General features: G+C 58.3%; 19 protein-coding genes. 5 read left to right on the top strand and 14 right to left on the bottom strand.

Going from position 1 to position 25,973, the window contains the following annotated elements; genetic code table 11:
- The first annotated feature begins 23 nt into the window (after positions 1–23).
- Both V7747_RS06195 and V7747_RS06190 read left to right on the top strand, forming a co-directional pair.
- Positions 24–491, top strand: a complete 468-nt coding sequence (locus tag V7747_RS06195) for an NfeD family protein (protein ID WP_335615179.1) — start codon at positions 24–26, stop codon at positions 489–491.
- A gap of 27 nt (positions 492–518) precedes the next feature.
- The gene (locus V7747_RS06190; RefSeq protein WP_335615178.1) at positions 519–1,439 is read left to right on the top strand and encodes an SPFH domain-containing protein; all 921 of its coding nucleotides are present in this window, start codon (positions 519–521) and stop codon (positions 1,437–1,439) included.
- Positions 1,440–1,597: 158 nt separating this feature from the next.
- Here V7747_RS06190 and V7747_RS06185 read toward each other — a convergent pair whose 3' ends face one another.
- The 3 genes from V7747_RS06185 to V7747_RS06175 form a co-directional block, all read right to left on the bottom strand.
- Entirely contained in the window at positions 1,598–4,732 is a 3,135-nt protein-coding gene (locus V7747_RS06185; protein ID WP_335615177.1) for a P-loop NTPase, read from the bottom strand.
- A 200-nt stretch (positions 4,733–4,932) separates the two neighbouring features.
- Positions 4,933–8,076: an efflux RND transporter permease subunit gene (locus V7747_RS06180; protein ID WP_335615176.1), complete on the bottom strand. Its 3,144-nt coding sequence runs from the start codon at positions 8,074–8,076 to the stop codon at positions 4,933–4,935.
- Positions 8,073–9,335, bottom strand: coding sequence for an efflux RND transporter periplasmic adaptor subunit (locus V7747_RS06175; protein WP_335615175.1), 1,263 nt, complete (start codon positions 9,333–9,335; stop codon positions 8,073–8,075). The genes V7747_RS06180 and V7747_RS06175 overlap by 4 nt, the downstream gene beginning before the upstream one ends.
- A 263-nt stretch (positions 9,336–9,598) precedes the next feature.
- On the opposite strand from V7747_RS06175, the gene V7747_RS06170 reads away from it, so the two are divergent.
- The gene (locus V7747_RS06170; protein WP_335615174.1) at positions 9,599–11,296 is read left to right on the top strand and encodes a long-chain-fatty-acid--CoA ligase; all 1,698 of its coding nucleotides are present in this window, start codon (positions 9,599–9,601) and stop codon (positions 11,294–11,296) included.
- 36 nt (positions 11,297–11,332) lie between these two features.
- Here the strand turns inward: V7747_RS06170 and V7747_RS06165 are convergent, their stop codons facing one another.
- Positions 11,333–12,955: a methyl-accepting chemotaxis protein gene (locus tag V7747_RS06165; protein ID WP_335615173.1), complete on the bottom strand. Its 1,623-nt coding sequence runs from the start codon at positions 12,953–12,955 to the stop codon at positions 11,333–11,335.
- 230 nt (positions 12,956–13,185) lie between these two features.
- On the opposite strand from V7747_RS06165, the gene V7747_RS06160 reads away from it, so the two are divergent.
- Together V7747_RS06160 and V7747_RS06155 are read left to right on the top strand one after the other, a co-directional pair.
- Positions 13,186–14,157 carry a calcium/sodium antiporter gene (locus V7747_RS06160; RefSeq protein WP_335615172.1) on the top strand — a complete coding sequence of 324 codons (972 nt, stop codon included), beginning with the start codon at positions 13,186–13,188 and terminating at the stop codon, positions 14,155–14,157.
- A gap of 93 nt (positions 14,158–14,250) precedes the next feature.
- Positions 14,251–14,967: a VC0807 family protein gene (locus V7747_RS06155; RefSeq protein ID WP_335615171.1), complete on the top strand. Its 717-nt coding sequence runs from the start codon at positions 14,251–14,253 to the stop codon at positions 14,965–14,967.
- Between the two features lie 119 nt (positions 14,968–15,086).
- On the opposite strand, the gene V7747_RS06150 is transcribed toward V7747_RS06155, so the two are convergent.
- From V7747_RS06150 to V7747_RS06105, 10 genes are all read right to left on the bottom strand, one after another.
- Entirely contained in the window at positions 15,087–16,211 is a 1,125-nt protein-coding gene (locus V7747_RS06150) for an aminotransferase class V-fold PLP-dependent enzyme (protein WP_335615170.1), read from the bottom strand.
- Positions 16,212–16,324: 113 nt separating this feature from the next.
- Positions 16,325–16,828, bottom strand: a complete 504-nt coding sequence (locus V7747_RS06145) for a DUF4334 domain-containing protein (protein ID WP_335615169.1) — start codon at positions 16,826–16,828, stop codon at positions 16,325–16,327.
- Between the two features lie 40 nt (positions 16,829–16,868).
- Positions 16,869–17,474, bottom strand: coding sequence for a TetR/AcrR family transcriptional regulator (locus V7747_RS06140; RefSeq protein WP_335615168.1), 606 nt, complete (start codon positions 17,472–17,474; stop codon positions 16,869–16,871).
- A gap of 248 nt (positions 17,475–17,722) precedes the next feature.
- Positions 17,723–18,589, bottom strand: a complete 867-nt coding sequence (locus V7747_RS06135) for an ABC transporter permease subunit (protein WP_335615167.1) — start codon at positions 18,587–18,589, stop codon at positions 17,723–17,725.
- On the bottom strand, positions 18,586–19,494 hold the full coding sequence (locus tag V7747_RS06130) for an ABC transporter permease subunit (protein ID WP_335615166.1): 909 nt from the start codon (positions 19,492–19,494) through the stop codon (positions 18,586–18,588). Before V7747_RS06130 ends, V7747_RS06135 begins: the two co-directional genes overlap by 4 nt.
- Entirely contained in the window at positions 19,491–20,627 is a 1,137-nt protein-coding gene (locus V7747_RS06125; protein ID WP_335615165.1) for an ABC transporter ATP-binding protein, read from the bottom strand. The genes V7747_RS06130 and V7747_RS06125 overlap by 4 nt, the downstream gene beginning before the upstream one ends.
- Before the next feature lie 155 nt (positions 20,628–20,782).
- Positions 20,783–21,886, bottom strand: coding sequence for a polyamine ABC transporter substrate-binding protein (locus V7747_RS06120; protein ID WP_442909185.1), 1,104 nt, complete (start codon positions 21,884–21,886; stop codon positions 20,783–20,785).
- 95 nt (positions 21,887–21,981) lie between these two features.
- Positions 21,982–23,076: an extracellular solute-binding protein gene (locus V7747_RS06115; protein WP_335615221.1), complete on the bottom strand. Its 1,095-nt coding sequence runs from the start codon at positions 23,074–23,076 to the stop codon at positions 21,982–21,984.
- 108 nt (positions 23,077–23,184) lie between these two features.
- Entirely contained in the window at positions 23,185–24,558 is a 1,374-nt protein-coding gene (locus V7747_RS06110; protein WP_335615164.1) for an aspartate aminotransferase family protein, read from the bottom strand.
- Positions 24,559–24,624: 66 nt separating this feature from the next.
- A complete protein-coding gene (locus tag V7747_RS06105; RefSeq protein ID WP_335615163.1) occupies positions 24,625–25,971 on the bottom strand; it encodes a glutamine synthetase family protein in 1,347 nt (448 codons plus the stop codon).
- Between the last annotated feature and the right edge of the window lie 2 nt (positions 25,972–25,973).

Raw genomic sequence — 25,973 nt, 5'->3', positions numbered from 1 at the left:
GCACTGCATGAAAGGATGGCGACATGTTGACAGGCTATTTGACGAGTTATGCATTCTGGCTGCTGCTGGGTCTGGCCCTGCTGCTGTCGGAGTTCTTCATTCCCGCCATGGTGGCGGTGTTCTTCGGTATTGGTGCGCTGGTGGTCGGTCTGCTGACCCTGTTTGGCGTGATCGACACGCTGCCCTCCCAGTTATTGCTGTTTTCCCTGATCAGTCTGATTGCCCTTTGGTATCTGCGCCGGCACTTTACTCGCTGGCTGCGCGGCAGTGAGGCCGATTTGGCGGCACGCGATCAGGACGACGCCGGTCTGCTGGGTGCCCGAGTGACCGTACTCACCGACTTTGCGCAGGGCATCGGCGATGTACAGTTGAACGGCGCCAAATGGGATGCCGAATCCAGCGAACCGCTCAAGGCTGGGGACACGGCCTGGGTCCTGAACCACAGTGGTATCGTCTTGCAGGTCAGCGCCCAGCGCCCTAGCCAACCCTGAATCACCCACACTCAAGGAAGTTGAAGCATGGAAATCGCCACTGTTCTCTCACTCGCATTTCTCGCCCTGGTCGTTGTCACCCTGGCGAAAACCGCACGCATAGTTCCGCAGCGTTCAGCCTTTATCGTCGAGCGTCTGGGCAAGTACGCCAAGACCCTGGAAGCCGGTTTTCATCTGCTGATTCCCTTTGTCGACCGGGTGTCCTACAAGCACACTCTCAAGGAAGAGGCGATCGATGTGCCCAGTCAGGCCTGCGTGACCCGCGACAATATCCAGGTGGTGGTCAATGGCGTGCTCTATCTGCAGGTGGTTGACCCCAAACTGGCCAGTTACGGCATCAACGATTACCGCTACGCCTCCATGCAGCTGGCGCAAACCACGCTGCGTTCGGTAGTGGGCAAGATCGATCTGGACAAGACCTTTGAAGAGCGCGAGACCATCAACGTGCAGGTGGTCGAGGCGCTGGATGAGGCGGCCAAGCCCTGGGGCGTTAAGGTGCTGCGTTACGAGATTGCCGACATCGAACTGCCTGCGACCATTCTGGATGCACTGGAAAAGCAGATGCGCGCCGAGCGTGAACGCCGTGCGGTGGTAGCGCAGTCCGAGGGTGAGCGTGAAGCCAAGATCAACGTCTCTGAAGGTCAGAAACAGGAAACCATCAACCTGTCTGAAGCCGACAAGCAACGCCAGATCAACGAGGCCGAAGGTAAGGCCCGCGAGATCGAGCTGATCGCTACGGCAACCGCCGAGGGCCTGCGTCGCGTCGCCGAGGCGATCAACACTCAGGGCGGCCAGGAGGCGGTGTCGCTGCGCGTCGCCGAACAGTATGTGAAGGAATTCGGCAAGTTGGCGCAAACCAACAACACCATGATCCTGCCGGCGGAGCTGAGCAATATCGGCTCTGCGGTAGCGGCGATCACCAAGACGCTGGAAGTGGCCAAGAAGTAAGTGGCACGCTGAACGAAAACGGCTCCTGCAGGAGCCGTTCTTACTATGTTTGATCAGCTTGCCGCTGCTTCGGGTTTTCGCTTGCTTGAGCCTATTCCCAATAGCTTAATCCAGCTTGGAAGCCTGCATTGGCCTAGCGGGTGTAGGCAAATCGATTTTCAAAACACTATATTTACAGCATAAGCTGATGGGCCTTTCATCGTGAAAGATAGATTGAACGTAACGTCAACGTTGGCTTTCAATCCCTCGGCAGGAAGATTGTCAAATCGGTCTGTGTGCGCAAAAATACTATCATTGAGTTCTATGCATCTTATAAAGCAAAAGCTCACATGCTCGGATGTAATGTGCCCGTGATAAATTATCTTTTCTCCTACAGCATTTAGAGAGTCGCCATGCAGGGCGTTCTTTTGCCTAGGCGCCATCCTAGCTTTTTTGAGGAATGCAAATATCTCTTTAGACTTGAGGCGGTCCCCATGTAAGTACTGGTGACGCGCGTACCAAAATTGTGCGTCGTAGTTTGAATCCGATGGTGAGAAGCTACGCTTTAAGTGGTGCTCAATTTCAGTATTTTTCTGCTCATCGTTTTGTTTGATGAGTAGTTTTGCTAGCTCTAAATGTAAAGGTTTGCTGTTTGGGTTATGCGTAATTCCATCGCGAAGAATTTGCTCCGCATCAGCCAACTCCCCCGATACGTTGCGCTGCCTAGCAAGTCGGATAGATACAAACTCACTGGAGCTATTTTTTTTGTATGCCTCTTCAAGTATTGATTTTGCTCTGGCGTTGTCTAGAAGTTTTCTGGCTAAATCCTCTTGTCGAGTCAGTAAGTATTCGTCGCCTGGGAATTTTTGAAGTCCGGTGTAAATTGTAGATTCTATTTTTTTTACCTGCTCTACAAATACCCGCTCCATTAAATCATCCGACTCGGTGTTGCTAATGTCATTTATTTTAGACTCAAGTTCGTCAAGCTGAAGCTCAGCGAGACCATTGATTGCTCGTGAATCTTTATGCCCTGAAACCAGGCGTTCAAATATGATGCGCGCCTCTGTGCGATATTTCTCGGTTTCCAAAGAGGTTCTAGATTCTCTCGCTAAACGTTTGTATATCAATGCTTTCGTATGCGCGATCGCTTTGTCTGCTCTGCCTTCGGGTAGAGCTTTCTCTGCCTGCAAGATATAACTTAGAGCTGCCTTCGTATCACAGCCAGGATGGTGTAGCTCGAAAACTGATTTTTGGTGGAAAATGTAATGTGCATCTGCGCCGGTTTTGTTTGCAGCCTCATATATCTTTATTGCCAAGGATTTGTCGCCAAAGATCTCGGCTAATTGCTTTCCCTTAATTAAGTGAGAAAAAGCTTCATTGTCTGCTGAGTACTCTAGGTTTAGATGTTCAAGTACCCTGACTATTTGTGAAGCCTTTTCTTCAGGGCTCCTCAGGGCGTGCTCAAACACAAATTTTGCAATCAGTGAGTGACGGGCGGTGAACGCGTAGTCGCGAGAACTGTAGTCCATATATACTTTGACTACATGCTCTAGTGGGGCAAAAAACTTATTTCGGAAGTCCTCTATCCCTATACCAGAAACCCTAGAAATAAGACCCACGCGCACAGGTACATCCAAACGATTCAGCGTGCAAACATCCATGTAAAGTATCTGGGCTTCTGCCGGGGTAATTCTTTCGTACTCATCCAGTACTATTTCCTCGAAAGGCTTGCCGGATGTAGCTTCATGCAGTGCCACAAGCAACTGCCTGTCGGCGGTTAAGGAAAAGTGATTGTTTATAGCGTCGATGTTGCTGTTTTTAAAGTTTCCTAGGCAGTTGTGTTTTTCTAGCTTGTGGACTAGTTCGGTTATCTCTTTTTCGGAAAGAGTTGAAAGCTCGTACTCGGAATTTATGTACTGTTCTAGCTCGTCTCCATATTGATTCCATTCGTTGTTTCGAGCGGACGTGAGTATGGAGATTTCGGCCGGCTCGTACTCTAGGGCTCTGTATAGTTTGAGTAGGTCGTCTGCGTTTGACGCAGCGTCGTCTATGACTAGAATAAGCTTTGTATCACATTTGGATGCGAGTTCTTTGATTAGTGATGGTCTAAGTATGGCGCCATCGCGAATTCTAACTACTGCCGAATTTAATTCATTTGCAGCGAACCACGCAACCCTTCTCAGGACTGTAGACTTTCCACTTCCTGCGTATCCTTTAAGTAGAAATGTATTAACGCCAGATAGGTTTGAGTCAATGACTGAGTCCATTACTATTTGATCGCTGATGCGGCGTTTTATATCAAGGTCCTGCTGAATGCCGCCCCACTCAGAGTCTAGGCCTCTGTAAAAATCCATGGGGCGGACCCCGCTGCTGCTGAGTCCGGGGTAGATGTGTTCAAGCTCTGTATTTAAGTATGTCTTCAGTTGGTCGGAAAGTGTTGCGTCTGCTCTTAGGTGTTTGTATATCGGGCTTTTGTCGGACATTGATATTTTTGCCAGAACCCTTTTTGGTTTCTCTATTTTTTTATCGAGAAAGTTCAAGAATTCTTCAAGTGTAGCCTTGATAGGCTCCACTCTCTGGCCAGACCACATCTTTATGTCGTATTTTCCGAGGCTGGGATCTACGAGCATATAAGTTGGGCGATGTATGCCCATGTCGTTTAGGTCGAAAAGTATTTGTTGTACGTTGGGGTCGCCGAGCTGATAGCCACAAAAAATAATTGGGTGTTCTAGCCCAAAGTCAGCGAGGTGGCGAAAGAGACGGATACGCCCTTTTTTGTGCTTCGCGTACTCTTCGCTTGAAAGTATTAATGGAAGTTCTCTGTCATTTATCGAATTAATACACCCATGAAGTTTGAAATATGGGACTAAATTTATGTCGCTCATTACTTCGCTGAAATTGTCTCCGTCGCGTGTGATTGGTGCGATGCTCTGCATGCGCTGGGAATGGTCTGAGTAAGCGCGCTCTAAGACAAGGTCGTAATTTGTTGTGAATATTGAGTGCCAGCGGAAGGAAGGTATTATCTGGTGGAACTTTGCGGGTTTTAAAGGCAGAAATGTTTTTCTGATAAATTGCTGGACTTCAAAAAGTCCTGCCTCATGTTTTGCGTAGTCGGCTACCTGTATGAGGGTTTTTTTCTTCTCTTCGCCACCTAAGAATCTTTCAGATATGGCGTCCCTAAGACCCGCTCCAGATAAGGAGACCTCTCCGTTATCGCCTCGTGCTCCAAACGCGGCGCCGGCGCCTAGGAATAGCACTGCTTTTCCATGAGCTATCTTGTCTAAGATCCATGGCTTTATTAGCTCTTCCATCATCCTTGCTCCTAGTATGGTTCTAGGGGCAGGATGCCACCATAAGTAGATGCAATACAACGATCATGTGCGCCCAAAAGTCATGACTACATGACTACGTGACCGCTTGATCAGGTCAAGAAGCAATTTAACTGCGCGCTGAATATCACCCAATGGCAGATGCCCGATTCAGAGAATACTTTTTATAGATTAACGTCGACTTTTCAATTGGTTGACACATTAGCACGGTTCTGTTCGCGCCGCGCCTTCCAGCCCTCCAGCAATGACAGCAACGCCGGTACCACCATCAGCACCAGCAAGGTCGAGAAGCCCAGACCAAAGGCGATGGAGGTGGCCATCGGAATCAGGAACTGGGCCTGCAGGGAGGTCTCGAACAGCAGCGGCAGCAGGCCGCCAATGGTGGTCAGTGAGGTCAGCAGTACCGCGCGCACACGCTGCACCACGGCCTCGTTCAACGCCTCGTTGACCACCAGCCCGCGCTTGCGCTGCTCCTGATAGAAACTGACCAGAATGATCGAGTTGTTGACCACGATGCCGGACAGACCAAACAGGCCGAACAACGACAGGATGGTCAGGTTCAGCCCCATCACCCAATGGCCCAGCACGGCGCCGACCAGGGCCAGCGGGATGACCGACATGACGATCAGCGGTGTACTCCATGACGAGAACACCCAGACCAGTACCGCGTACATCAGCAGCAGCCCGATGATCAGCCCGGTGCCCATGTCGGACATGGTTTCCTGCTGATCGACCGAGCGGCCCTCGAAGCTGTAGCGCACATTGTACTGACTGCTCAGCGCCGGCAGTTCGCGGCTGATGCTGTCCAGCACTTGGCCGGCGGTGGTTTGCGACAGGTCGATATCGGCGGTAACGTCAGTGGCGAGCATGCCATCGGCGTGGCGTAGCGCCTCGAAACCCTGATTGTTGCCGAACTGCACCACCTGGCCTAGCGGCACGAAGCGGCCGTCATCCAGGCGAATGCTCAGCTCGTTCAGGCTGGCAAGGCTTTCACGTTCGCTGCGCGGCAGCTGCACGCGCACCTCGATCTCATCCTGATCTTCCTGGTAGATCTGTGCCAGCCGGCCATCATAGGCGGCGCGCAACTGGCGACCCACGCTCTGGATGCTGAGGCCCAGCGATTGGCCGTAGGGCGTCAAGCTGTAAACCAGTTGCTCGCGGCCCCAGGACATATCGTCCTCGGTGCTGAGTACGCCTTCAATCGAACCGATCATGATCGATAGTGCCTCGGCGGCGTTCTTCAATTGCTCGGGATCGCTGCCGGTCAGGCGCACATCCACATCTTTGCCGGGTGGGCCACCGGCCTGCTCGGTGATGTTCAGCTGGTCGATGCCGGGCACCAGTTGAATACGTTCACGCCAGGCACGAATAAAGGTCTTGTTGCGTACCGTGCGATGATCCGGCGAGACCATCTCGATCAGCATGGCGCCCAGATTGTCGCCTTGCCGCGCGCCGGCGTTCTCACTGATAACCTGGCCCTCGCGGGTGACCGCGGTCAGGATCAGATCACCGCCCAGCTCGCTCTCGGTTTGCTCCAGGGTCTGCTCCAGATGGCGCATGAAGCGAATCATGGTGTCACGCGGGGTACCGGCCACAAAGCTGACGTTGGCCTGCAGCATCTGCGGCTCGGGAGTCGGGAAGAAGCTGAAGCCGATACGGCCGCTGCTCATCAAACCTATGGTGAGCATGACCGCGACCAGCGCGCTAGCAAGGGTAGCGCCACGATAACGCAGCGCGAGCTGTGAAAAGCGGCGGAAGCGGCCGTCGCGGAAGCGGTTGAAGCCGCTATCGAAGCGTTCGCGTACGCCGTCGATACGGGCAACGAGACGCGCGCTGCGTGAGGTGCCGGCCGCCTTTTTGCTGCCTGGGTGGAAAGCCGAGCGCAGGTGATGCGGGAGCACCACAAAGCATTCCAGTAGCGAGGCAATCAACACGCAGATCATCACGGTGGGAATGTCACCGAGAATGTTGCCGAAGATGCCGCCAACCATCAGCAGCGGCATGAACGCGGCGATGGTGGTCAGCGACGAGGCCACCACCGGCCAGAGCATGCGCTTGGCGGCCCCTTCCGAGGCGCGCTGCGGCTGCTCGCCTCCGCGGAAATGCGCGTCGGCATCTTCACCCACGACGATGGCATCATCGACGATCACCCCCAGCGCCATGATCAGCGCGAACAGGGAGATCATGTTGATCGAGCCACCAATCAGCCAGAACACCGCCATGGCGGCAAGAAAGGCGGTGGGAATCCCGACGGCCACCCAGAGCGCAACCCGCGCTGGCAGGAACAGGTACAGCAGCACCATTACCAGCACCAGGCCGCTCAGACCGTTGTTCACCAGCAGGCTGATACGGTCGTTGATCAGTTGCCATGCTTGATCGTAAACGTGGATCTTCAGCTCTGGTGGCAGGCTGGGCTGCACTCGCTCCAGCCAGGCGTTGAGTGCCTGCGCGGCCTCCAGCGAGTCGCCGTCTTCAGCGCGCTGCAGTGATAGCTCAACCGCCGGCTGGCCAGCGTAGCGCAGCAAGACCTGATTGCGCCGTGGCTCCTGCCGAATCTCGGCGATATCGCCGAGGCGCAGGTGGCTAGTGCCGTTGGGTTGCAGCGGGATATTGGCAAACTCTTCGGCGTCGCGGCGCTGTTCAATGGCGCGCAGCTCACGCGCCGAGTCCTGCTCGCCGGCCTGGCCCGCGGGCAGGTCGCGTGATTCGGCGTTGACCCGGTCGGCTACCTGATCGAGTGACAGACCGAGGCGCTGCAGGGTCGTATTGGGAATTTCGATGCTGATCTGCTGCTCCGGCAGGCCAGCAATTTCGATACGGTCGATGCCGCTGGTGAGCAGGTCATCTTCCAGCCGGTTGGCAATAATGCGCAGCTCATGGGGAGCGTAGGGCCCATAAAGCAGCAACTTGGCAATCGGGTCGTAGCGGGCGACGCGCACGACTTCGGGCTTCTCGGCGTCGGCGGGCAGATTGCGGAATTCGTCGACCTGCTGGCGCGCGTCGTCCAGCGCCACCACCGGGTTGGTGCCTTCGCGGAATTCCAGGGTGATGCTGGATACCCCCTGGGCCGAGGTCGAGGTCATGTTTTTCAGGTTCTGGATGCTGCGCAGACGCTGCTCCAGTGGAATGGTGATGGCCTGCTCGATATCCTCGGCGGCGGCCCCGTTCCAGACCACGCGAATAGTGACGAAGTCCAGTGCGAAGGTCGGAAAGAACTGGATGTTCATGCGGCTGAGGCCCAGCATGCCACCCATCAGCATGACCAGCATCAACAGGTTGGCGGCCACCTTGTGGCGGACAAAAAACGCCAGTGGACTGCGCTCGCTCATGGCTGCGGCCCTGTACTGTCGTCAGTAGTGGACGCGGGCGCGCCGGTATCCACCTTGAGCCCCTGCACGGCGTTGGGCAGATGGGTGGTAACGATTTCCATGCCGCCGCTCAGTTTGGGTGAGCGCACCAGCACGCGGCGCTCACCCTGTTCGTTCAGGGTTTCGCCGACGCGCTGCACTTCAATACGCTGCAGGCGGCCGTCCAGCACCTGATACAAGGTGTCGTTGCCGTAGAGCGCGCTGTAGGGCAGGGCTACGCTGTCGTCCCGTACCGGGCGGGCAACGCTGATCGCCAGCAGGTTGCCCAGGCGCAGGCCGGGCTGTGGCTGGTCGACGCTGAAGATCGCTTCCACGCCGCGCGCATCGGCCTGACCAGCGATGCGTTTGAGAGTCAGGGTGATCGCCGGTTCCAGGTCAAGGCTGCGCGCCTGCAACTGGCCGCCGTCCTGCAGCGCCTGCATGAAACTCTGGCTGTGTACCTGCGGCACCACGGCGCGTAGCTCCATGCCTTCCAGCGGATAGAAGTCGAGTAGTGCGGCGTTGGCGTTAACCTGGTCACCCACCGCGGCCTGCACGTTGCCGACGATGCCATCAAAGGGTGCGGTAAAACGGCTGCGCTCGGCATCGCGCTGCATGCTGTCAAAAGTGGCCTGAGCGCGGGCCACCCGGGCCTGTGCCGCTTTGAGTCGCGAGGGATAATTGTTGATGCTGCGCTGGCGGTTAGCCACGGTCAGGGCGGCGCGATCCAGCGCGTCCTTGCTGTTTTCCAGGTCGGCAGCAGGCAGGGCGCCGCGGGTAATCAGTTGCTCAACTCGGCCGACGTTGGTCTGCGCGTTGGCCTGAATGCGTTGCTCGAGCTTCAATGCACGCAAGTCGTTCTGGTGCGCGGTCTGCTCGCTCTGCAGCTGCGCCTTGGCGTCTTCCAGGTCTGCCTCTGCCTGCGCTACGCGCGGCGCAATATCGGCTTCATCCAGCGCCATCAATAACTCGCCCTGCGGAACCTGCTCGCCATCTTGCGCCGGTAGGGCGGCCACGCGTCCGGCCATGGGCGCCACCACGGTAAACAGCAGCGGTGATTCAAGCTCGCCATACAGCGTGAGCCGTGGTGCAAAGGCGTCCGGCTGGATAACTTCGGTGGCGACCCGCCAGCTGCGCTCCAGTGAGCCCACTGGGGCGGGTTCATCGCGGGTGAGGCGCAGCAGAATGAAGATGACAATCCCGACGGCAATGATCAGGATCGGTACAAGGCGTTTACGCATGGGAAGTCCGAATCGGGCAGTTATTGTTTTGACCGCTCTATATAGCCTGTTGCTCGCTTACGGGGCAAGGGCCTTGCGTGCCCTTCGTGCATGGGGAGCATTGTCGTGCGCGCGACAGGCAGATGTGCCACCTATGGAGCGACATATCTGCAATGGATATGGGTTCTCCTGATGCGATTGTGGGTCTACCGTGAGACAAAATAAAACTGCCCGACACGGCGCGCTGGTGTCAGGGCCGAATCCCCTATCTGGAGGCACTGTCTGTGGCTACTGCACCGCGTTGGATACCGTCCTATCCCGAAAACGTTCGTTGGGATCTGCCTTTTGAACCGCAACCCATACCGGCTTTGCTGGACGCGGCGGTGGCTGAATTTCCGGACAATCCGGCCATCGATTTCTTCGGCAGCAAAATGACCTACCGTGAGTTGAGCCACAAGGTAGCGCAGGCGGCGCGTGGCTTTCAGCAACTGGGCGTCAAGCCCGGCGTGCATGTGGGGCTGTATCTGCCCAACTGCCCGCATTACTTCATCAGCTTTCTGGGTGTATTGCGCGCCGGCGGCACCGTGGTGAACTACTCACCGCTGGATGCCGAGCGCACCCTGGAGCACAAGATCGAAGACAGCGAGACGGATATTATGGTCACGCTGGGGCTGCAGGCATTTTACCCACGCATGGCCACCTTGCTGGAACGTACCCGGCTGCGCCATCTGGTCGTGGGCGAGTTGACCGAGTTCTGCACCAGTGCCACGCCGGAACAACGCGACCTGCTCGGGCCGCAGGCTGCTCCACAACTGGGCGTCGACTGCAGCAGCTTTGCGCAGCTGCTGGACAACCAGGGTGATTATCAAGCGTATCCCATCGAGGATCCCTCCAATTGCCTGGCCGTGCTGCAATATACCGGCGGCACCACTGGCGTGCCCAAGGGCGCGATGCTCACTCACGGCAACGTCACTGCTTCCTGCGCGCAGCTGCGCGAGGTGCTGAGTGCAGCGGTCGAGCCGGGGCAGGAGCGGGTGCTGGCGGTACTGCCGCCGTTCCATATCTACGCGCTTATGGTAAACATGATCTTTGGTCTGCGCGCCGCGGCGGAGCTGTATTTGCACCCGCGTTTTGATGTGATGACGGTGCTCAAGGAAATCAGCGAGAACCGCATCACCACCTTCCCCGGTGTGCCGACCATGTTCATCGGCCTGCTCAGTCATCCACGCACAGCGGACTACGATCTGTCATCGCTGAAGATGTCCAACTCCGGTGGTGCGCCCTTGCCGGTTGAGGTGCAGCAGCAGTATTTCAACCGCTCAGGCTGTACCCTGCGCGAAGGCTGGGGGATGACCGAAACGACGACGACAGGCACTTTTACACCCAAGGACGCGACGCCGCGCCCAGGCTCCTGCGGTGTGCCGGTGCCGGGCTCGCACATCCGCATCCTGCCGCTCGATGGTGGCGAAACCGAATTGCCGGTGGGCGAGAAGGGTGAAGTCTGCATCAAGGGGCCGAACATCACCGCCGGTTACTGGCGCCGTCCCGATGCCACCGCCGAGGCCATGACCAGTGACGGCTTTCTGCGCACCGGCGACATTGGCTACATGGATGCCGACGGCTTTGTGTATATCGTCGATCGCACCAAGGACATGATCCTGTGCAGCGGCTATAACGTGTATCCACGCACTATTGAAGAGGCCATCTACGAGTTTCCCGGCGTGGAGGAGGTATCGGTCATTGGCGTGGCAGACGCCTATCGAGGCCAGGCGCCTAAGGCCTTCATCAAACTGAAGACTGGCGTAGAACCTTTCACTTTCGAGACCCTGCAGGACTTTCTCGCCAGTCGCCTTGGCAAGCACGAACGCCTGCAGAGCATGGAAATTCGCCCGGAGTTGCCCAAAACCCCGGTCGGCAAGCTCTCGAAGAAAGAACTCTACGAAGAGGAAAAGCAGAAGCAGGCGGCCACCGCCACCGCCTGAAGGTGTTGCGGGTGGCTGACGCCACCCGCGGTGCGCTTACGCCGAGAGGCGCTGGGTCAGGATATTCAACTCGCCCGATAACCCGTGCAGCGTCTGGCTGGCGCGTGAGGTGTTGTCGACTTCGGCCTGATTGGCACTGGCAATGTCGGTGATCTCGGTGATGTTGCGCGAGATATCTTCGGCTACGCTGGTCTGCTCATCGGCCGCAGTGGAGATCTGCCGGTTCATGTCGCGGATCGACTCGATGGCCAGGGTGATCTCGCCCAGGCGATTTCCGGCCAGCGTCACGTGTTCCATGCTGCTTTCGCTACGCGACTGGCCATTCTCGATGGCCTTGACCGCTTCCAGCGCACCATTTTGCACATTGCTGATGATCTGCTGGATTTCGGCCGTCGACTCGGCTGTGCGCTGCGCCAGGGTGCGTACCTCATCGGCCACCACTGCGAAACCCCGTCCCGCTTCACCCGCGCGCGCGGCTTCAATCGCCGCGTTCAGTGCGAGCAGGTTAGTCTGTTCGGCAATGCCCTGAATCACGTCCAGCACCTTGCCGATACGGCTGCTGTCGCCTTCCAGGCGGCGGATGACCTCGGTGGTCAGGGTGATCTGCTGCAACATCTCCTGCATGCCGGCAATGGTCTGCTGCATCACTTGGCCCCCCTGCTGGGCGTTGGAGTCAGCCGCGTCTGCAGCGCGCGCCGCCTCGGCAGCATGCTGCGCCACCTCGGCGGCAGAGGCCGACATTTCCTGCATGGCGGTGGCTACCTGATCGGTGCGTGAGAATTGATCTCGGCTGCCTTGAGCCATGCGGGTGGCTATGGTGTTCAGTTCGCCGCTGGCACGATCCAGCTCAGTGGTACTGCGCTGCAGCTGGCTAAACGTGTCACTGAGGAAGCCGCGTAACTGGTTGGCGGCGCGTGCCAGGGTGCCCAGTTCATCGCGGCGTTCAGCTGGAACCGGTGCACCCATGCGGCCCTGACTTAGCTGATCAATCTGGCCAATCAGCAGAGTGATCGGATTCACCAAACGGCGGTTGACCAGCCACAGACTCAGCAGGCCGATGATCAGCGCCGCTGCGCATAGCAGCGCCAGTCCCAGCCAGATTGCCTGGCCGGCGGCTTGGTTGATTTGCTGGCTGTGCGTCTGTGCTTCGGCGCTGAGCCGAGTGGACAGCGCGTGCATATTCTCGCTTACCTCGCGGTCGATGCCCCGCGCGCTGCGATCACCTGCTACCGGGTCCAGGCCGGCTGCGATGAAAGCTTCCCGGCTGCTGCGATAGCGGTTCGCCAGTTGCTGGTGTTGACTACGCAGCTGTTCTATCTCGGCGCGGGTGGCTGCGTTCAGATCAAGCGCGAGTATTTGCTGCAGATCACTCTGTACGGCTTGCTCTGCGGTCTCGAACTGGGCCCAGTACTTCTGCTGGTCCTCGGGGTTGCTGCCGCGCAGCAGCACGTTTTTCCATTCCTGTACCTGGCCCTTGAACTCCAGGTTCGCCTGGTTGATCAGGTTGGCGGCGGCCACTGGATTGTCGAGCAATTGCCGGTAGTTGCTGACACTGCCAGCCAGTGAGCTGACGATGGCAAGCGCCACCAGCAGCATGAGCGTCAGACTGCCGCCCATCAGCAGCAGTGTCTGTTGGCGAAGCGAGCTGTTCAAAGCCATGGGAGTACCTTTTGCGGTCGCGTTGTTGGTCGGCCATCCCTGAGCCTGGGTGTGTTGCCGTTACCAGGCGTGCATGCTCGTCTCGCCGCAAGCGGTGGACGAGTCTGCAGGTTATCGGCCAGTTGGGTCATTACTGAATGATTTGGTAAAACCTCTTCTTTGTGCCCCCTGTTACCCCGCAGCGCTTTACCTGATAATGGCGCCTTTCTTATTAATAGCGGGTATTGACGATGTTGTTGGCAATCGCGGCGGTAATTGCAGGTTTGGCGTTGTTGGTCTGGAGTGCCGATCGCTTTGTGGATGGGGCTTCGGCGACCGCCAACCATGCCGGTATGCCGCCGCTGCTGATCGGTATGCTGATCATCGGCTTTGGTACCTCGGCGCCCGAAATGGTGGTCTCTGCACTGGCCGCCGGGCAGGGCAACCCTGGCCTGGCGCTGGGTAATGCGTTTGGCTCCAACATTACCAATATTGCGCTGATCATCGGTCTGGTGGCGGTGATCAGTCCGATCAAGGTGCACTCGCAGGTGATCCGCAAGGAGCTACCGATCCTGCTGGCAATTACTCTGCTGGTGGGTTACCAGCTGATCGACGGCCATTTGTCGCGCATGGACGCCTGGGTACTGCTGGGCGTGTTCTTCCTGATCATGGGCTGGTCTATCGTGCAGGGTATGCGTGGACGCGGTGACAGCCTGGCAGAAGACTATGAGGGCGAGGTGGCCAGCCACGCGATGCCGCTGGGCAAGGCGATTTTCTGGTTGGTGCTGGGCCTGGTGCTGTTGATTGTCAGCTCTCGGGTGCTGGTCTGGGGCGCGGTTTACATCGCGGAAAGCATGGGCGTTAGTGACCTGATCATCGGTCTCACCGTGGTTGCCGTGGGCACCTCACTGCCAGAGCTGGCCTCCTCGCTGGCGGCGATTCGCCGTAATGAACACGATCTGGCGCTGGGCAACGTAATTGGCTCCGGCCTGTTCAACACACTGGCGGTGGTCGGTATTGCCGCCGGCATCGCACCGCTGGCGGTAGATCCGGTGGTGCTGCAACGCGACTGGATAGTGATGTTTGCGCTGACTCTGGCGCTGTTTGCCATGGGCTTTGCCCGGCGCGGGCGCGAAGGGCAGGTCAGCCGGCCGGAAGGTGCCCTGCTGCTGTGCGCCTATCTGAGTTATACCGGCTATCTGGTTTACTCCATTCTCGGCTGAGTAGGCAGCTTATCTGGTCGCCGCAGACTGTGAGCGGCCAGATGGCAGGTGTATGATGTTTTTTCCTTCGCAGCCGAGATTGCCGTCTTCCCCATGACTGAAGCGAATACCGCCACACCGCAACACAAACCTCGTCCGATGGTCGACCTGCTGGTCAGCATAGTGCTGCCGTCCATCATCCTCATGAAGTTCAGCGGTGAGGCCAATCTGGGAGCCACCAACGCGTTGGTTCTGGCGCTGGCTTTCCCGGTCTGCTGGGGCCTGTTTGAGCTGCTTCAATATCGCAAATTCAATTTCATCGCGCTGCTGGGCGTAGTCAGCGTGCTGCTGACTGGCGGCATTGGCCTGCTCAAGCTCGATCCGCAGTGGCTGGCGGTCAAGGAAGCCGCTGTGCCGGGCCTCATAGGTATTGCCGTGCTGGTGTCCACACGCACTCGCTATCCGCTTATTCGCACGCTGCTGTATAACGAGAAGGTGATCAACGTGGCGCGTGTGCAAGAGCGCCTGCAGGAACGCGGCCTGGTGGAGATCTTCAACCAGCGTTTGTCCCGGGCGACCTACTTTCTGGCCGGCACTTTCTTCTTTTCCTCCGTGATGAATTACATCGTCGCCAAGTGGATTGTTGTCAGTCCCGCAGGCACCGAAGCCTTCAACGAAGAGCTGGGCCAGATGACCTTGGTCAGCTATCCGATGATTGCCATCCCTTCGATGATCATGATGATGGGCATCCTCTTCTACATTTGGCGTACCATCCACGGCCTGACCGGGCTGAAGATGGAAGAGATCATGGCGACACCGCCGAAGGGTTGAAAGCCACCGTGTGCCGCGTTAGCTGAAGGCTATAAACCCTAAACGACAAGCGGGCCCAAATCCCCAGCCACTAAAAACCCGGCAGCAAGGCCGGGTTCGCTTGCATCAGGGCGTGGCCCCTAGAGCGCTTCCAGGGCGTGCTTGAGCGTTAGGACGGTGCGGTCGATGTTGTGCAGTTTGTCCAGACCGAACAGGCCAATGCGGAAGGTCTTGAAGCCCTCGGGCTCGTCACACATCAGCGGTACGCCGGCAGCGGTCTGCAGACCCAGTGCGCCAAAGGCTTTGCCGGTTTGCAGTCCGTCGTCGGTGGTGTAGCTGACGACCACGCCGGGCGCGCCGAAGCCCTCGGCGGCGACGCTCTTGAAACCCTTTTCGCGCATCAGCGCGCGTACCGAACGACCCAGCTCCAACTGCTCCTGCTTGACCTTGTCAAAACCGTAGTCGCGGGTTTCCAGCATGGTGTCGCGGAAGGCCTTCAGGGCATCGGTAGGCATGGTCGCGTGGTAGGCGTGGCCACCGTTTTCGTAGGCCTGCATGATTTGTCGCCACTTTTTCAGGTCTGCGGCGAAGCTGCTGCTGGTGGTGGTTTCCAGCGCTTTTTCGGCACGTTCACTGAACATTACCAGAGCGCTGCACGGCGAAGCGCTCCAGCCTTTTTGCGGGGCGCTGATCAGCACATCGACGCCGCAAGCCTGCATATCCACCCAGACGGTGCCGGAGGCAATGCAGTCGAGCACGAACAGACCGCCTACCTCGTGTACGGCGTCGGCGACGGCGCGCAGATAGTCGTCCGGCAGGATAATGCCGGCGGCGGTTTCCACGTGCGGGGCAAAAACCACATCGGGCTTGTTGCTGCGTATTTCGGCGATTACATCTTCGATCGCTGCCGGGGCAAATTCGGGCTGGCTACCCTCGTCGGATTTGTTGGCCTTGAGCACGGTTTCGCTGGCGGGTATGCGGCCCATCTCGAAAATCTGGCTCCAGCGGTAGCTGAACCAGCCGTTGCGGATAACCAGGCACTTTTTATCCTGTGCAAACTGTCGTGCAACCGCTTCCATGCCAAAGGTACCGCCACCCGGTACCACGGCGACGGCGTCGGCGTTATAGACCTCTTTCAAGGTGCCGGAGATATCACGCATGACCTGCTGAAAGGTCTGTGACATGTGGTTCAAGGAGCGGTCGGTGAAAACCACGGAGTATTCGAGCAGGCCTTCGGGGTCGATGGCGGGGACCAGTTTGGACACGGAGTGCATTCTCCAGACGGGTGGCAGAAAAACGCCAGCGTGAGCCGGCGTTGGCGATGCCACATCCTAACCCGATTTGCCGGCTGACGCAGCGCCGGCGTGGCGCCGTCGGGCTATTTGTCGCGGGTCAGGTGGAAGAAGAACTCCAGCGGCTTACCCTTTATGTCACCCAGGCCGATGACCACATCGTCGTTGACCTTGCGGAAGTAATCGATAATCGGCTGCTGGTCGTAGATCAGCGCCGCCGAGACTTGGCCGTCGAAGACCATTTCGCGAATTTGCGCGCGGCCTAGCTTGTCGTAATTCTGCAGAGTGCCGTCGGGGCCGGGGTACAGAATCGGCTCCACGTCGTTGACGCTGGTAAAGCGCTTGCCGTACCAGTTCAGCGGATCAGGCTCGGCGCCACCATCGAACTTGCCGCCGCGCCAGGTGCCCAGCATGAACTGGAGATCGACCGGTTCGAGTTGCTTGAATAGCGGCATCAGGGTGTCTGCCGAATAGGCCTCGCCGCTGTCGATCATCTGCATGAACCTGTCTTCTGCTTCCCCTGCCATAACACCTCCGCTGAGCGCTGCGGCGAGGCCCAGCGCGCTGATGGATTTTGCTGCCTTGCTCATATGCTTACCTGTTGTTGTCGGTTGGGCAGCAAGGAGGCGATCAGCCGGTGCACAGGCTCCAGCAGGCGTTGAATGCAGCATCAATGTCGCTCTGCTGCAGGCTCAGGTGCCCGTCGCGCTCAGCCCGAATCAGGTTCACGAAGGCACCCCACACCATGCTCATCAGCACTTCGGGGCGCACATCGCTGCGAAACACTCCTTCAGCCTGCAGCTGTCGGTAACGCTCGACGATCGGCTTGAGCACTTTCTTTTCCAGTGCCCGACTGTCTTCATCGAGGTAGGGCCGGTGATCCTGCAGCTCCATGAACATGTAGGCGTCGGGGTCGCTGCGGCTGAAGTCCGCCATGCGCTGCCAGACGATGGCAAACAGCTCGCGCGGTGGCAGCGTCTGATCTAGGCCGCTGTACAGCCGCAGGCTGGTTGCCCGCTTCTGCTCACGAAAGAGTTCGTTGACCAGGGCTTCCTTGCTGCTGAAATAGCGATAGATAGTGCCAGTACCGACCTGCGCCTGTTCGGCCAGGGCGGGCATGGGCACGCCGTTAACACCGCCAGCGGCAAAGACGGTCAGGGCGGCGTCGAGAATCGCCTGACGTTTGTCCCTGATGCGCGGGCGGACTGTTTTCGCGGGGTCTGAATGAGTGTTCATTCGCGCATTCTAACCACTATCGCCAGTTTGTACAGCTCGCATGCCAGCGCCAGGGCGCGGCATGCAGAACTGCAGCAGCTATGAATGAATGTTCATTCATGTTGAGAGAGTAAACGCCAGAAGAGCAAATGCCAAGCTGTTTTTTAGACGGGTACCGGGGTAACAAGAAGGCGTCGCGTGATGGCGGGAAAACGCAAACAGCTGACGGGCGGTTGACGCTTGCCCGCCCGTCAGTGTGTTGCGCGTGCCTAGTTGCGGCGGCTTTCGATCACGGCCTGCCAGCTGACGCTGTCCTCGTCCTCTGGCGGCTGTGCACGGCGCTTATCGGCGCTACGCGCAATGAACCAGGCGATCAGTGTGAAGATCGACACCGCTAGCAGAATCACACTGGCAATGGCGTTGATCTCCGGTTTCACACCTAGACGTACCGAAGAGAAGACTTCCATCGGCAAGGTGGTTGAACCGGGGCCTGAAACAAAGCTGGCCAGCACAAGGTCGTCAAGCGACAGCGTGAAGGACAACAGCCAGCCGGCGGCGATCGAGGGCGCGATCATTGGCACCGTGATCAGCAGGAAGGTCTTCCAGGGACGCGCGCCAAGATCCATGGCGGCTTCCTCTATCGACTGGTCCAGCTCGCTCAGACGGCCGCTGACCACCACGGCGACGTAGGACGTACAAAAGGTCACGTGGGCTATCCAGATGGTGACCATGCCGCGCTCTGCCGGCCAGCCAATCATCTGCGCCATGGCCACAAACAGCAGCAGCAATGACAGACCGGTAATCACCTCGGGCATTACCAGCGGTGCGGTGACCAGGCCGGAAAACATGGTGCGACCACGGAAACGCTTGATGCGGGTCATCACGAAGGCTGCCAGGGTGCCCAGGCAGACCGCAGCACAGGCGGTGAAGAAGGCTATCTGCAGGCTGCGTTTGACCGCGTTCATCAGCTGGGTGTTGTCCAGCAGGCCAACGTACCAGTGCACCGACCAGCCGCCCCACACGGTAACCAGCCGCGAGGCGTTGAACGAGTAGATCACCAGGATGATCATCGGAATGTAGATGAAGGCCAGCCCGAGCCAAAGCATGATGGTGGAGAAACCGGGGCGCTTGCTCATGACTTCTTCTCCATTTCCTTGGCCTGGTTATAGTGGAACAGAATCAGCGGCACGATCAGGATCAGCAGCATCACGATCGCCAGCGCCGAGGCCACGGGCCAGTCGCGGTTATTGAAGAACTCCTGCCACAACACCTTGCCGATCATCAGGGTTTCCGGGCCGCCCAGCAGCTCGGGAATAACGAACTCACCGACCACCGGAATGAATACCAGCATGGAGCCAGCGATGATGCCGGACTTGGACAGGGGCACGGTAATACTCCAGAACGCCTTGATCTTGCCGGCGCCCAAGTCCATGGCGGCTTCGAGCAGGCTGTTGTCGTGCTTGACCAGGTTGGCGTACAGCGGCAGCACCATGAAGGGCAGGTAGGCGTAGACCACGCCGATATACACCGCAATGTTGGTGTTGAGAATCTGCAGCGGCTGGTCGATCACGCCAATGTACATCAGCGCGGTGTTGAGCAGTCCATTGTTGCTGAGAATACCCATCCAGGCGTAAACCCGAATCAGAATGGCGGTCCACGTCGGCATCATCACCAGCAGCAGGTACACCAGCTGTTTGTCCTTGGGCGCGCGGGCGATGGCATAGGCCATCGGATAGCCCACCAGCAGACAGATGATGGTCGAGAAGAAGGCTATCTGCAGCGAACCAAGGTACGCGGCCAGATACAGGCCATCCTGGGAGAGAAAGATGTAGTTGCCGAAGTTGAGCACTACGTTGAGCGTTTGCTCTACATACTGGAAGATCGGATCGTAGGGCGGGATGGCAATCGCCGCCTGGGAAAAGCTGATCTTCAGTACGATGGCGAAGGGCAGCAGGAAAAACAGCAGCAGCCACAGGTAGGGCACGCTGATAACCCACAGGCGCCCGCTCGGCAGTAGTCGTGAGAGCGATGGCGTTTTCATGAGTGCAGAATGACCCCGCTATCGTCTTCCCAGCTGATGTAAACCTCGTCTTCCCATGTCGGGCGCGGCAGGCGGCGTTCCGAGTTGGCCATGAAGGCCTGCACTATCTTGCCGCTGTCGAGCTTGATGTAGTACACCGAATGCCCGCCGAGGTAGGCGATGTCGTGCACTTCACCGTGCGACCAGTTGTGTTCGGTGTCCGGTTTCTCGGTCGAAACCCAGACTTTTTCCGGGCGCAGGGCGTAGATGATGTTCTTGTCCTGGGCGCGGGTGGAAATACCGTGGCCCACGTAGATCGGGTGGTCCAGGCAGTCGCAGTGGATGATGGCATGATCTTCCATGTCGGCGGTGATCTCGCCTTCGAAGATGTTCACGCTGCCGATGAATTCGGCGACATGACGGCTCAGCGGGCTTTCATAGATATCCATCGGTGTACCGACCTGGGCAATCCAGCCCTGGTGCATGATGGCGATACGCTGGGCCATGGTCATGGCTTCTTCCTGATCGTGGGTCACCATGATGCAGGTCACGCCTACACGCTCGATAATCTCGACCAGTTCCAGCTGCATCTGCGAGCGCAGTTTCTTGTCCAGCGCGCCCATGGGCTCATCCAGCAGCAGCACCTTGGGCCGCTTGGCCAGTGAACGTGCCAGTGCCACCCGCTGGCGCTGGCCGCCAGACAGCTGATCCGGCTTGCGTCGGGCGTACTCGGTCATGTGTACCAGCTTGAGCATCTCAGTGACGCGGTCGTCGATGTCGGCCTTGCTCATCTTGTCTTGCTTGAGGCCGAAGGCGATGTTCTGCGCGACTGTCATGTGTGGAAACAGCGCGTAGGACTGGAACATCATGTTGATCGGGCGCTCGTACGGCGGCAGATCGGTGATGTCCTGGCCATCGAGCAACACGCGTCCTTCGGTTGGTCGCTCGAACCCGGCAAGAATCCGCAGCAAGGTCGATTTGCCCGACCCTGAGCCACCCAGCAGCGCAAAGATCTCGCCGCGATTGATGGTCAGGCTGACGTCATCGACCGCCAGAGCCTCGTCAAAGCGCTTACTGATGCGCTCGATCTTTACATACTCATCGGGTTCGGCCTTGGCCATGGCCTGTTTCATGGCACCTGCTGCACCAACCATAGTGTTCTCCGCGTATCTTCCCACCTGCTTCTGCGCAGTTTGCCGCGCAGAATGCACTTGTTGTTACCGCCCCGGCGTATGCACCGCGGCGAGCTTTTAATCGGGTGTGTATCCAATAAGGGCTGCCCATGGGCAGCCCTTATTGTTGTTGGCTCTTAGCGGCCGGACTTGATGCGGCTCCAGGCGCGCGTCATCAGACGCTGACCGGCCATGGAGCGTGGCACGTTGACGTACAGACGGCTCATGACCTCGTCGGAGGGGTAGATGGCCGGGTCGTTGAGGATCTCCTCGTCAACCAGCTCGTTGGAGGCCTTGTTCGGATTGGCATAGGCCACGTAATCGGTAATCGGAGCGATCACGTCAGGACGCAGAATGTAGTTGATGAAAGCGTGGGCGTTATCCGGGTTGGACGAATCCTTCGGAATGGCCAGCATGTCGAACCACAGGGTCGCGCCTTCCTTGGGAATAATGTACTTGATGTCGATGCCGTTCTCGGCTTCCTCGGCGCGCGCAGCCGCTTGGAAGATATCGCCGGAGAAGCCGGCCGCGACGCAGATGTCGCCATTGGCCAGGTCGGAGATGTAGCGCGAGGAGTGGAAGTAGGTGATGTCCTTGCGCACGCCCAGCAGCAGCTCTTCGGCCTTCTTGATATCGTCGGCGTTGTTGCTGTTTGGATCCAGGCCCAGGTAGGCCAGCGCGTTGGGGAGCATTTCATCGGCCGAGTCGAGCATGCTGATGCCGCAGCCTGACAGCTTGCTGGTGTACTGGGGATCGAAGATCAATGCCCAGGAATTGGGTGGTGCTTCGCCGCCCAGTGCCGCCTCGACCTTTTCAACGTTGTAGCCGATACCGTTGGTACCCCACAGGTAGGGGATCGAGTGTGCGCTATCCGGGTCGATGCTCTCCATCTGCTTCATCAGTTCGGGGTTCAGGTTGCTCATGTTGGGCAACTTGCTGTGATCAAGCTCAAGATACACGCCGGCCTTGATCTGCTTGGTCAGGAAGTTGTTGGAGGGCACGACGATGTCGAAGCCCGAGCGTCCGGTCAGCAGTTTGGCGTCGAGAACGTCGTTGGAGTCGTAGACGTCATAGGTCACCTGAATGCCGGTTTCTTTCTCGAAGTTGGCAATGGTGTCCTCGGCAATGTAATCCGACCAGTTGTAGATGTTCAGCTTGCCGTCTGCGTGGGCAGCGCCAACGCCGCCGAGTAGGGCTGTCGTGGTCATGGCCAGCAGTGTTTTTTGCATGGGACGCTTCATGGTCTCTCCTATTCAGACTCCAGCACAGTGCCTGGTCTGATTTTTTGGGTTTGGCCGGGGCGTATGCCACCGGCCGGGTTCAGTGAGCTGGGCGATTACTGGCCAGATTTGATACGTGTCCAGGCACGGGTGCGGACGCGTTCAATGTTCTGCGGCAGTTCGGCCAGGGTAAAGAGCTTGTCCAGCGTTTCGTCGCTTGGGTAGACGCCCGGATCGCTCAGTACGCTGTCATCCACCATGGGCTTGGAGGCCTTGTTGCCGTTAGCGTAGGCCACATAGTTGGAAATCTCGGCGATGACTTCGGGGCGCAGAATATAATTCAAAAAGGTGTAGGCGTTATCGACATTTTTTGCGTCCTTGGGCATGGCCATCATGTCGAACCACATGGCAGCACCTTCCTTCGGAATCACGTATTTGACGACTTCGCCGTTGCCGGCCTCTTCGGCGCGTGCTGCGGCCTGCAAAATGTCGCCCGACCAGCCCACAGCCACGCAGATATCGCCATTGGCCAGGTCGGTAATGAACTTCGAAGAGTGGAAGTAGGCGATATGTGGCCGCACCGACATCATCAGCTCCTGCGCCTTCTCATAATCGGCGGCATCAGTGCTGTTGGGGTCGAGGCCTTTATAGAACAGCGCCGAGGGAATGATTTCGGCCGGCGCATCAAGGAAGGCTACGCCGCAGGAGGCCAGTTTCTCCATGTTCTCCGGTTTGAACACCAGGTCCCAGGAGTTCACCGGGGCGTCCTCGCCCAGAACCGCTTTGACCTTGGCTTCGTTATAGCCGATGCCGGTGGTTCCCCAGAGATAGGGGAAGGCGTACTGGTTGCCGGGGTCGTTGGTCTGCAGCGCCTTTAGCAGCGTAGGGTCGAGGTTGTCCCAGTTGGGCAATTTGCTACGATCCAGCGGCATGAAGGCGCCGGCCTTGATCTGCTTGCCGAGGAACTGGTTGGACGGCACGACGATGTCGAATCCGGAGCTGCCGGACAGCAGTTTGGCTTCCAGCACTTCATTGCTGTCGAACACGTCGTAGACCACGCGGATGCCGGTTTCCTTCTGGAAGTTCTCCAGCGTGTCCTCGGCTATGTAGTCGGACCAGTTGTATACGTTTACCACGCCCTCTGCCTGGGCTGCTGCGCTGATGGATACAGCGGTAGCAGTTGCAAGCAGTGTCTTGCCCAGATGCTTCATCATCTTTCAGCTCTCCATCCATTATTGGAAATGCAGTGTCGGGGTGTTTGCGCGCCCCGTCGGGTAAAACGTCCCTTGGCAAGCATAGCCGTTTGCCGGGCCGGGCGGTTACACGCCCAGCTGCGCGGCTGTCTGATCCAGTACGGTCCGGATCTTGCCGACCATCTCGTCGATCTCGCTCTTGCTGATCACCAGCGGCGGCGACATGATCATGGTATCGCCTACCGCACGCATCACCAGACCATTGCTGACGCAAAGATCGCGGCACAATGTGCCAGCGGTGCCCTTGTCAGGGAAGCGTTCGCGGGTAGCCTTGTTTTTTACCAGTTCGATTGCGCCAAGCAATCCGACACCGCGTACTTCGCCGACCAGACGGTGCTCCGCCAGCTCGGCAATCTTCTCCTGCAAATAGGGTGCCGCTTCCTGCTTGACGTATTCAATGAGCTTTTCGTCGCGCATGATGCGCAAGTTTTCCAAGCCGACTGCCGCGGCCGCCGGGTGGCCGGAATAGGTGTAACCGTGGAAGAACTCCCCGCCATGCTCAATCAGCGTATCGGCAACGCGGTCGCTGACCACCACACCGCCCATGGGCAGGTAGCCTGAGGTCATACCCTTGGCGATCGGCATGAAGTCGGGGGTCAGATCGTAGTGCTGGCTGCCGAACCATTCGCCGGTGCGGCCAAAGCCGCAGATGACCTCGTCGATCACCAGCAGAATCTCGTATTTGGCCAGAATGCGCTTGATTTCAGGCCAGTAGGTGTCCGGCGGAATGATGACACCGCCGGCGCCCTGAATCGGCTCGGCAATAAAGGCGGCGACCTTGTCCTCGCCCAGCTCCTGAATCTTGGCTTCCAGCTGCTGAGCGGCCCAGATACCGAACTCGTCGGGGCTCATGTCGCCGCCTTCGCCGTACCAGTAGGGCTGCGGAATATGCACAATGCCGGGAATCGGCAGGTCGCCCTGCTCGTGCATTACCGACATGCCGCCCAGGCTGGCACCGGCCACGGTGGAGCCGTGATAGCCGTTGATCCGACTGATGATGGTCTTCTTGCCGCTCTTGCCCTTGAGGTCCCAGTACCGGCGCACCATGCGCAGCACTGTGTCGTTGGACTCCGAACCGGAACCAGTAAAGAACACGTGATTCATGTGCGCCGGCGCGATGTCGGCAATTGCCTTGGCCAGCTGTACTGCCGGAGGGTTGGCGCACTGGAAGAAGCTGTTGTAGTAGGGCAGCTGCAGCATCTGCTTATACGCCGCCTCGGCCAGCTCCTTGCGACCGTAACCGATATTGACGCACCACAGGCCAGCCATGCCGTCGAGTACCTTGTTGCCTTCACTGTCCCATAGGTACACGCCTTCGGCGCGCTCGATGATGCGCGTGCCGCGGGCGCCGAGTTCCTTGTGGTCGGTAAACGGATGCAGATAGTGCGCAGCATCCATGGCCTGCAGTTCGGCGGTATTGAGTTTGCTTTGACTGGTCATTCGGGACTCCTGATCTCCGTGCGTCCGGCCGGTGTGGCGGGCCGGACGCTGTACCTGGGTTTGGGGTTATACGCTCAGCAACAGGAACTCGCGTTCCCAGGAGCTGATTACCCGTTTGTAGTTCTCGTGCTCGGCACGCTTGACGGCCACATAGCCGCGGCAGAACTTGCTGCCCAGCACCTCTTCCACGTCCTTGCACTGTTCCATGCGTTCCAGCGCAGCCTCGAGGGTGAACGGCAGGCGCAGGTTGCGGCGCTCATAGGCGCGGCCCTTGACCGGAGCCGAGGGCGACATCTTGCCGACCATGCCCAGATAGCCGCACAGCAGGCTGGCGGCAATGGCAATGTAGGGGTTGGCATCGGCGCCTGGCAGGCGGTTCTCCACCCGGCGGTTCTGTGGGGTAGAGTCCGGCACGCGCAGGCCGGCAGTGCGGTTCTCTTCACCCCATTCCACGTTGACCGGCGCCGAGGTGTCGGGCAGGAAGCGGCGGAAAGAGTTGACGTTGGGGGCGAACAGCGGCAGCACCTCCGGTATGTAGCGCTGCAGGCCGCCAATGTGATGCAGGAACAACTCGCTCATGCTGCCGTCTTCGTTGGAGAAGATGTTCTTGCCGGTCTTGCGATCAATGATGCTTTGGTGCAGGTGCATGGCACTGCCCGGCTCATTGGTGATCGGCTTGGCCATAAAGGTCGCGGTAATGTCGTGCTTGAGTGCGGCCTCGCGCATGGTGCGCTTGAATACCAGAATCTGGTCTGCCAGGTGTAGCGGGTCGCCGTGACGGAAGTTGATCTCCATCTGTGCGGTGCCCTCTTCGTGGATCAGGGTGTCCAAATCCAGACCCTGTGCCTCGCACCAGTCGTACATATCCTCGAACAGCGGGTCGAATTCGTTGGCAGCATCAATGGAGAACGATTGACGGCCTGTCTCCTGCCTGCCCGAGCGGCCCACCGGTGCCTGTAGCGGCAGGTCGGGGTCTTCGTTGCGCTTGGTCAGGTAAAACTCCATCTCTGGCGCCACAATCGGCTGCCAGCCTTTGTCTTCATAGAGCTTGAGCACGGTCTTGAGCACGTTGCGCGGCGACATCTCGATGGGGTTACCCATCTTGTCGAAGCACTCGTGAATGATCTGCGCGGTCGGCTCCAGCGCCCACGGCACTAAATAGATGGCGTTTTCATCCGGCTTGCAAATCATATCGATGTCGGCCGGGTCGAGCAGGTCGTAATAGATGTCGTCTTCGACATAGTCGCCGGTAACTGACTGCAACAGGATGCTCTCGGGCAGGCGCATGCCCTTCTCCGAGATGAATTTCATCGTCGGGGCGATTTTGCCGCGGGCAATGCCGGTCAGATCGCTGACCATGCATTCCACTTCGGTAATCTTGTGTTCTTTCAGCCACGCTTCAATCTTGTTCATAA

The sequence above is a fragment of the Halopseudomonas sp. genome (assembly GCF_036960865.1).
Lineage (GTDB): Bacteria > Pseudomonadota > Gammaproteobacteria > Pseudomonadales > Pseudomonadaceae > Halopseudomonas.
This window is presented reverse-complemented; position numbering and strand designations above follow the sequence as displayed.